5 protein-coding genes are annotated in these 9,433 nt (G+C 62.7%); 3 read left to right on the top strand and 2 right to left on the bottom strand.

Going from position 1 to position 9,433, the window contains the following annotated elements; all coding sequences use genetic code 11:
• Window positions 1-206 precede the first annotated feature (206 nt).
• On the bottom strand, window positions 207-1,094 hold the full coding sequence (locus tag G7020_RS07640; protein ID WP_181083342.1) for a hypothetical protein: 888 nt from the start codon (window positions 1,092-1,094) through the stop codon (window positions 207-209).
• Between the two features lie 67 nt (window positions 1,095-1,161).
• Window positions 1,162-2,022, bottom strand: a complete 861-nt coding sequence (locus tag G7020_RS07635) for an NYN domain-containing protein (protein ID WP_181083341.1) — start codon at window positions 2,020-2,022, stop codon at window positions 1,162-1,164.
• A gap of 227 nt (window positions 2,023-2,249) precedes the next feature.
• On the opposite strand from G7020_RS07635, the gene G7020_RS07630 reads away from it, so the two are divergent.
• From G7020_RS07630 to G7020_RS07620, 3 genes are read left to right on the top strand one after another with little or no spacing between them, the layout of a single operon-like run.
• The gene (locus G7020_RS07630) at window positions 2,250-3,644 is read left to right on the top strand and encodes an SrfA family protein (protein ID WP_181083339.1); all 1,395 of its coding nucleotides are present in this window, start codon (window positions 2,250-2,252) and stop codon (window positions 3,642-3,644) included.
• Window positions 3,645-3,659: 15 nt separating this feature from the next.
• Window positions 3,660-6,722 carry a virulence factor SrfB gene (locus G7020_RS07625; protein ID WP_181083337.1) on the top strand — a complete coding sequence of 1,021 codons (3,063 nt, stop codon included), beginning with the start codon at window positions 3,660-3,662 and terminating at the stop codon, window positions 6,720-6,722.
• Window positions 6,719-9,433, top strand: a complete 2,715-nt coding sequence (locus tag G7020_RS07620; RefSeq protein ID WP_181083336.1) for a putative virulence factor — start codon at window positions 6,719-6,721, stop codon at window positions 9,431-9,433. Before G7020_RS07625 ends, G7020_RS07620 begins: the two co-directional genes overlap by 4 nt.

The following is a 9,433-nucleotide window of genomic DNA, read 5'->3' as shown; positions in this document are numbered from 1 at the left end:
CCATCGAGGTCTACAACACGGAACGACCGCATCTGTCTCTGAAATACAAAACGCCCGATGCCGTGCATCGGGCGTTTTAGTACCGAAATCTAGCTGAATCGGTGTAAACCTATTTCAGGACTAGACAGCGTGTCCCGTCCTGAATAAGGTGCCTCGTCCTGGGTCATGCTGTCCTTCTTCAGCAGGTCGTACAGCTCCAGTTCGTCTTACTGCTCCGGAACCTGATTGTGGATCGCAACGTGCTGACCAATCAGCGTCAGCCTTCGATCAAGTTCATTCATCAGGCGCAGCTGGGTCGCCATGACCTCCCTCTTGTTGAAGAATCCCGGCTGCTCGGTGTGAAGGCCGAAGCGGCTGTTGATCGCGGTCGGTGACATCACCTCCTGGTAGGCCTTCGACGCATGGTTGTAGATCGCGCACAGCAGGCCGCTGGTGGTCTCCGCCGGGTGAACGAACACCAGCGTCAGCCACTGTCCCGTGCGCATCTGGATGCTGCTGTCGGCAAACCCGAAGCAGGCCTCGCTGCCATCGCCCAACCTGATCCAGAACTCATGCTCGGTGGTGGTGTAGCTGCTGACGTGCATCGAGGAATGCGCGCTTCCACCCATGGAGCCATAACCGCCATAGACGTACCCGCCATTGCTCGCACTATGGGAATGTGAAGCCGAGAGGTGGGTGTTGGCGCGCTTTTGCGTATCCAGAACCTGGCCGGTCAACGAGAAAAAGCGTAGTTCGTGATGAAAATGCCGGAACCCTTCCTCAAGGAAGTTCTCGTCATCCGGCGACAAGGTGATGTCGTACATCGTGCGCACCATTTCTTCGCGCGCGGCCTTGTCGCGCTTGGCTCTCTCCTGCAATTGCGCGCGGTGAGCCTTTGCGTCTTCGAAGGCCTTCATGGCCTGGGCCTTTACGATCGGGGTCTTTTCCTTGGCGAAAGCCGAGGTTTTTTCCGTCGCTTCCTTGATGACCGGCGCAGCTTTCTGGCTGGCTTCGGCAGCAAGTTCCTTCGCGCGGTTCAGGGCCTGGGAGGCTTTTTCAGCCATTTCCGGGTTCGCCTGTACCGCCTTTTGCTTCAGGTCATCCCATAAGCTCATGTGCGTATCTCTTCATGAAAGAAAGGCCCGTTAAAGACGGACCAACTGAATACTCGACGGCGGTCTATCAGCGCTTGCCAGCCTTGCCCTGCTTCTCCGGTTTGCCTGGCTTGCGCAATCTCACGTAAAGGTCCAGGCCGCCGGTGGCGCTGCTGCCACGTGACTCCAGATCGAAACGTCTGGGCTCGGCGGCGATCAGGTCGCTGAGCTTTCTGCAGCCATACAACCTGGGGTCGAAGGCCGGGCGCAGCTTGCTGATGTTCTGCCCGAGGGTGCCGAGCTGGATCCAATCGTCTTCCTCGGAAAGATCGTCGAGCACCCTGGCGATGAAATCCACCGGAACCTGCTGGCAATTGATGGCATCGGCCTTGCCGAGAGGCTTGGCCACGTGGCTGACGCTCTCTTCGACCTGGGCAGCGGCGGCGGCGAGCTTTTCCGGTGAAGGCGCTTCCGGCGGCTGCTTCAGGGCGGCGGCACGGAGGATCTCGGTGTAGATGAACTTGTCACAGGCCGAGACGAATGGTGACGGCGTCTTCTGCTCACCGAAGCCATAGACGGTCAGGCCTTCCTCGCGGATGCGCGCGGCCAGGCGGGTGAAGTCGCTGTCGCTGGAGACCAGGCAGAAGCCGTCGAAACGCCGGGTGTAGAGCAGGTCCATGGCGTCGATGATCAGCGCGCTGTCGGTGGAGTTCTTGCCCGAGGTGTAGGCGAACTGCTGGATCGGCTGGATGGAGTGGTCGAGCAGCACCTTCTTCCAGCTGCCCAGGTTGGGCTTGGTCCAGTCGCCATAGATGCGCCGGACACTGGCGACACCGTATTTGGCGATCTCCTCGAACAAGGCTTCGACGATGGTCGCCGGGGCATTGTCTGCATCGATGAGTACGGCAAGAAATTTCTGCTTGTGCGGGGTGCTGGACTTGCTGGCCATGGGTCATCCCTGGAAGAAGATGTCACGACCATAACGCCGTCGTGCGGCTGCTGGCCAGAGGGCCATGCGTGCAACCCTACAACGGTCGTCATAGAAGCGTCCTGCAGTTTTCAAAAGTGCTAATGGCAAATTGACCTGAAAGGCCGTTTGCCATACTGTCCGTTGCAAATTGTGACGGAGCGCAAGGCTCTGTTTGAACGCCATATTGATCACGTTCTGGAGCAGGGATGCGCGGTGCATTGCTACGCAGTGGTAAAAGCGAGACTTTTACCGCTTTGGGGGAGACTGGGCAGCCGGTCTATCGGGCCGCTCTGCAACTGCGCGAGGCCATTCGGCGCAAGGATCCGACTCTCGTCGATCATCTGGCGATACCGCAGAGCGACGAACTGGGCAATCAGATCGACTGGTACAGCGGCATTACCGGCGATGTGATTCCCTGGACCTCGGCCACCGAAGAAGAGCGCGCGCCGGCCAGGCAGCAACTCGAAAGGCTGAAGACCGCGCTGGACGATCTCAGCACCCGCTTCCTCGGCAGCGATCCGGCTGGCCAGCAGGGCGACAAGGCGGTGTTCGGCAAGCTGCTCAAGCGGGTCATCTACTTCCCTGATGAAAGCTTCGTCTACCTGGTCAACGGCAAGCCGGTACTGACCTTCTGGGGCTTTCAGCATGCTGATGCCGACCGTAGCCTGGAACCGCTGCATTGCCTGTATCCACGCAGCGAGCCGGCGCCCAGCATGCCCGTGACGCCAGCGCCGAGCGTGGCGGCTCCACTGGCGGCGGCACCCGTCGAGCAAGTGCCGGTCGTCACCCGCCCCTGGTGGCGGCGCTGGTGGTGGCTGTGGCCGCTGCTGCTTCTACTGCTGACGCTGCTGTTGCTCAGCCTGCTGCGCGGCTGCATGCCGAATGCGAGCTTGCCGGACCTGCCCCAGGTGAACCTGCCAACACTGTCCACGCCGCAACTGCCGAGTGGTTCATTGCCGGCTGGCGGGCTGGGCCTGAACGGCTCCGGTGGTGTCGGCAATGGCGGGCCCAGCGGCGTACCCGGATTACCAGAGGGCAATGGAGATTCGCCAGCACCCGAGCCCACCGGGCCGGGTAACGAGCCGGAACCGAACGAGGCACCCACCGAAGAGCCGCCGGCACTGCCTGAACCGGAAGCGGAGCCTGAGCAGCCGGCTGATGAACCACAGCCCGAGCCGTCGCAGCCTGCCGAGCAGCCGCAACCACCGCAACTGCCCCAAGACCCGCAAGAGCCGCTGAGCATTCCCGAGCAGGCCGGCAACGGCCCGGCAGACTTCCTCAATGGTGACTGGCGCGCCGGCGCCGGCATCCAGGATCGCCGCACCGGCAAGCCGCTGCGCCTGCAATACCGTTTCGATGACGGCAAGGGTGAGGTCACGGTACGCCGCCCGGATGGCGTGGACTGTTCCGGCCCGGTCACCGCCGCCATGAACAACGGCAGCCTGGCCATCGACAGCCAAGGCCAGGCCGCCTGTGCCGATGGCAGCAATTACGACATGCCGCAGGTCACCTGCGCCAAAGGCGCCCAGAGCATCGCGGACTGCACGGGCAGCTACGGAAACGAACGCTTCCCGATGTCCATGCGCCGTGCTGGCGAATAAGACTGGATGAATCCAATGTTGCCTGAAGTTACCCAATTCGAAGATACGGTCACCCTGATCAGCGATACCGGCATCCAGTTCATGGATTTCGCCCTTGCGCTGGACCTGCGCAAGGAGCCGCCGGGTGAATTCGCCCCACTGACCAGCGGCCTGCTGACCCGCCTGCTGTACAACGAGGAAAAGGACTTCTACTTCTACGAGCCCGAGCCGGAGAAGATCGAGAAGACCAAGCCCGCTTTCAGCCTCGACATGAAAAGCAGCCTGGAGTTGCTCGATGGCCTCTGGCTGCCGATTCCCTTCTTTCGCTTCATGCCACCCCATCGCTACGACGAAGGCCCGAGCAACTGGGCACGCATGCGCCTGATCAAGCTGCCCACACCGGACATCGACGGCAACAGCCATCGCCTGACACTGGCGTTCGACAGCCGGGTCATGCCCCGCCAGGATGGCACTGCCTACCTCGCACCCAACCAGGAAGACGTCAGCTCCGGCGTGGCTTTCCGCCTGGCCTGCAACATCCGCGATACCCGCTGGTTCCTTGACCAGGGCTGGGTCAGGGAATGGCTGCTGGAAGTCTTCCTCGAAGGCAACGCGCATCGCCCGCGCGAGGAAATCGACATCGAGGTGCGCGAAAACCATCATCTGGCGCACTACCTCAACCTGCTCAGCCTGATGGCCCGCCCGGTCGCTGCACAGCAGACCAATGCCCGCGCCAAGGTGGAAATCCCGGAAATCAAGGTAGTCGCCAACGAGGTCAATGGCCAGGTCAAGCCTATCCCGGTGGATCTGGTGCTGGACGTCGGCAACTCGCGCACCTGCGGCATCCTGATCGAGAACCACGGTCAGGCGGGCTCGGGCCTCAAGCACAACTACGTGCTGGAACTGCGCGACCTGATCACGCCCGAACACACCTACAACCAGCCGTTCGAGAGCCGCGTGGAATTCGCCCAGGCCAACTTCGGCAAGGATCAGTTCTCGGTCAAGAGCGGTCGCCACGACGCCTTCCAGTGGCCCACCATCGCCCGTGTCGGCAGCGAGGCCGGGCGTCTGGCCAGCCGTCGCCGCGGCACCGAAGGCTCGACCGGGCTGTCCAGCCCCAAGCGCTACCTCTGGGACGAAAATGCCTACGGCCATGGCTGGCGCTTCAACTGCTCCTACATCAAGGGCGACAGCGAACCCTACGCCACCGCCGCGCCGTTCTCGCATCTGATCAACGAAACCGGCGAGGCGCTGTACAGCCTCGACGAGGATGACCGCCTGCCGGTGTTCATGCCGCGCTACTCGCGCAGCTCGCTGATGACCTTCATGCTGGCCGAGGTCCTGGCCCAGGCGCTGTCGCAGATCAACAGCCCGGCCCAGCGCTCGCGCCAGGGCCACACGCGAGTGCCGCGCCAGCTCAACAGCATCATCCTCACCGTGCCGCCGGGCATGCCCCAAGCCGAGCGCAGCATCCTCAACGAGCGCATGCTGCAGGCCATCGGCCTGGTCTGGAAAAGCCTCGGCTGGCACACCGGCGAGGAAGACCCGCACGAGGAAGAAGTCAGCAGCGCGCGCACACCGATTCCGAGCATCCGCGTCGAGTGGGACGAAGCCTCCTGCGGCCAACTGGTCTACCTCTACACCGAGGTCAACGAGAACTTCGCCGGTCACCCGGAAGAGTTCTTCGCCACCCTGGCGCGCCCGGACAAGGCCGACCGCGAACGCATCACCCTGGCCACCATCGACATCGGCGGCGGCACCACCGACTTGGTAATCACCGATTACCGTCTGGATCGCGCCGGCAATGGCGGCAGCGGCAGCAATGTGCATATCGTGCCGGAACAGCGCTTTCGCGATGGCTTCAAGGTGGCCGGCGACGACATTCTGCTGGACATGATCCAGGACTTCATCCTGCCCAGCTTCGAGAAGGCTCTGCAGGTTGCCGGGGTACGCAGCCCAAGTGCGTTGATGTCGCGTCTGTGCGGCGACGAATCGGTCAGCGCCCAGGACGCCATCCTCCGCCAGCAGCTCAACCTGCAGGTCTTCACCCCGCTGGGCCTGGCCCTGCTCAAGGCTTACGAGCAGTACGACCCGGAGCATCCGCAGGAAGTCATCAGCCACAGCTATGCCGAGCTGCTCGGTGAAAAGGCGGTGAATGAAAGCGTCTGGGAGTACGTCTGCAGCGCGGTACGCCGTGAGGTGGGTGGGCAGACGCTGTTCGACCTGCTGCAGGTACCGATCAGCTTCGATCTGCAGCAACTGCACGCGGCCTTCCTCAACGACAAGATCAACCTGACCAAGACGCTCAGCGCCCTGTGCGAAGTGATCTTCCAGTATCCGTGCGACATGCTCCTGCTGACCGGGCGGCCCTCGCGTCTGCCTGGCGTGCAGGCCTTCATCCGCAAGATGCTGCCGCTGCCACCGGGACGCATCCTGCCGCTGCAGAACTACCGCACCGGCGGCTGGTATCCCTTCCACAAGAGCGGCCTGATCGACGACCCGAAAAGCACCGCCTCGGTCGGCGCCATGCTCTGCCTGCTGTGCGCCAACCACAGCGTGCCGAATTTCTATTTCCGCTCGGCGGCGCTCAAGCCCTACTCGACCATCAAGCACATCGGCGTGATCGACCTGAACAACGTCATCAAGGATGCCGACGTGCTCTACCGCGACATCGTCTCCGAGGACGGCAAGATCAGCCTGCCACTGCTCGGTGAAGGTGACGAAACCGACACCCCGCAACTGGAGATGCGCGGTGACCTGCGCCTGGGCTTCCGCCAGTTGACCGCCGAACGCTGGGCTGCATCGCCGTTGTACACCCTGCGTTTCACCAAGGTCGGGCGCGAGAAGTTTTCCCGCGCCGATGCAGAAGGTGAAGCGCCGCTGCTGAAGATTCGCTTCCAACTCGATACCCGCGACAGACGCACCAAGAAGCAAGGCCTGATCAGCGACCGGCTGGCCATCGCCAACGTCGAATCGAATAGCAGCAAGGTCGTGTTCAACCCGCGCAGTGACCTGGAGCTGGAGCTGAACACCATGCTCGATGCCGGGCTGAGCGATACCAAGTATTGGCTGGACAGCGGAAGTGTGAAGCGCAAATGAGCAACCTGACCCCCAAACAGAACCAACTGAGCACCGCCTGGACGGCCATTCACGAAGGCGCCGGCCAGGCCCTGGAGTGGATTCACGAAGTACGCGGCAACGCACCGCGTCTGGACAGCGAGGCCGACAGCTTCAACCTCAAGCTGCACCGCGCGCGCAACCTGGCGCGCAGCCTTGGCCGGGTAGCCGGCACACCCATGACCATCGGCTTCTTCGGCCTGTCCCAGGCCGGCAAGTCGTACCTGATCTCGGCGCTGGCGGCGAATGGCAGCGGCAAACTGGAAACCACCTACGGCGATACCCGGCTGGATTTCATCAGGCATGTGAACCCGCCGGGTGGCGGCAAGGAGGCCACCGGTCTGGTCACCCGCTTCAGCCGCACAGCGCAGTCGGGGCCGGCCAGCCATCCGGTAGAGCTCAAGCTGTTCAGCGAGATCGAGCTGGCCAAGATTCTGGCCAACGCCTGGTTCAACGACTTCAACCAGGAGCTGGTCGACTACGAACTCGACGAACCGCGCATCGCGCGTATTCTCAAGCCCTTTGAAAGTGGCGCCATGAACGCCGCGCAGGCCGGAGTCAGCGCCGATGACGTGGTATCGCTGTGGGATTACCTGCGCGACAACTTCGAGAAGTCGATCCGCAAGCTGGAGCATCTTTACTGGCCGCGGGCAATGGAACTGGCGCCACGCCTGAGCTGCACCCAGCGCGCCGAGCTGTTCTCGATTCTCTGGGGCGAGCAGCCGGAGCTGACCAACCTCTATATCCAGCTGGCTTCCACGCTGCAGCGCCTGGGCCATGCGCCACGGGTGTTCGCACCGCTGAGTGTGCTGGTCAGCCGTGACGGCGAAGGCTACTCCCAGCGCGACAGCATCATGAACGTGGACATGCTCGAGCGCCTGGGCAGCAGTCGCGATCTGCCGGTCGAAGTCTGCCCGGCGCCGGGCCAGAGCCTGCTGCCGGCAGTCGGCATTCCGGTGGTGCAGCTGGCTGCGCTGACCGCCGAGATGATCTTCCCGCTCATCAACCCGACACGCGACCCGCAGGTTGAACAGGTCGATCTGCTGGACTTCCCCGGCTATCGCGGACGCCTGGGCATCCGCTCGGTCAGCGAAGCCGGCAGCCAGGCGAGCACTCAGGGCGGCAATCCAGTGTCGCAACTGTTGCTGCGCGGTAAGGTCGCCTACCTCTTTGAGCGTTATACCGACAGCCAGGAAATGAACAGCCTGGTGGTCTGCACCAGCTCGTCCAAGCAGATCGACGTCAAGGATGTCGGCCCGGTACTGACCCGCTGGATCGAAAAGACCCAGGGCGCCACCGCCCAGGAACGCGGCAAGCGCACCCCCGGCCTGATCTGGGCGCTGACCATGTTCGATATGCAGATCGGCTCCATGCTGGAACAGGACGAGAGCATGGTTCTTGCGGGCTGGGACGGCCTGCTTAAGAAGACCATGCTGGAGCGCTTCGGCCAGTACGAGTGGATCCAGAACTGGGCCGGCCAGCCATTCAACAACACTTACCTGGTGCGCAAGCCACGCCTGCCGATGGCCACTTTCGTCGAAATGGCGGAAGGCAGCTACGACGAACTGGGCATGCTGGCGCGTTATCAGCAGCAATTGCAGTTGCTGGGTCGCACCTTCGTCGAGGCGCCGGCTGTGCGTGAACACATCGCCCAGCCGGACGAAGCCTGGCAGGCGATGATGGCGCTGAACGATGGCGGCATCCAACGCATCAGCCAGTACTTGGGCCGCGTTGCCCACCTGGACTTCAAGCTCGACCGCATCAACGAGCAACTGGAACGCTGCCAAGAGGATCTGCTGCACAGCCTCGACGGCTGGTATCACAAGGATGGCGAAGGCGCGCTGGCACTCAAGCGTGCCCAGGCACAGATGATTCTGCAGGATCTGGGCCGCAGGCTACCGGTGCTCGGCGAGCTGATCGACCATCTGCAATTGCCCGGTGACAGCGTGCGCGACCTGTATCTGAGCGGCGCCTACGAAGTGGAAGAGGAAACGCTCGAAGGCACAGAAGAGGTGGCGCAGGCCGCCCCGCAAAGTCTGTACGGCAACGATGGCGGCTTCGATTTCGGCGATGTATTCGCTGCAGACAGCGGCGCCAGCAGCTCAGCGCCAACGGCCAAGGTAGCGGCACCGCAACAGCAGAGCAGCGAGCACCGTTTCGCCAGGGCCGTATTCAAGGCCTGGATCAGCCACCTGCGCGAGCTGAGCAACCGCCAGAACCTGCTCACGCTGCTGGGCCTTGAGCGCAAGATCGTCGAGGCCGTGGTGGACGAGCTGATCACCGCCGCCTACCGCCTCGATGTGCCCGACCAGCTCAGCCGCGCGCTGCAGCAGCGCGCGCAAAGCGGCGCGCGACGCGACCAGCTGGTGCAACGCCAGGTGCTGACAGTGCAACTGATGCTGCGCGACTACGTGTCCTGGTTCGGCAACCTGCAAAAACCAGTGGAGGAGCGACCCAAGAGCCTGATCGGCGAAAAGGATCACCTGTTCGCCTTCTATCGCCATCCGCAGCCGGGTCAGTTACCCGAGCTGCCCGCGCAGCCAGCCAACCAGTCCAAGCTGTTCCTCGGCGACTGGCTATCCGGGCTGTACCGGATCACAGAGGACAATGCCGGGCACAGCGCCGGACGCGAAATCACCATTGAACAGAATGAATGGCTGGGCCGTGTGCTGCAGTCCTTCCAAGCGAGATAA

Origin of the sequence: Stutzerimonas stutzeri, assembly GCF_013522825.1 — a bacterium.
Lineage (GTDB): Bacteria > Pseudomonadota > Gammaproteobacteria > Pseudomonadales > Pseudomonadaceae > Stutzerimonas > Stutzerimonas stutzeri_AK.
Note: the sequence above shows the minus strand (reverse complement) of the source record. Positions and strands in the feature narration are given on the sequence as shown.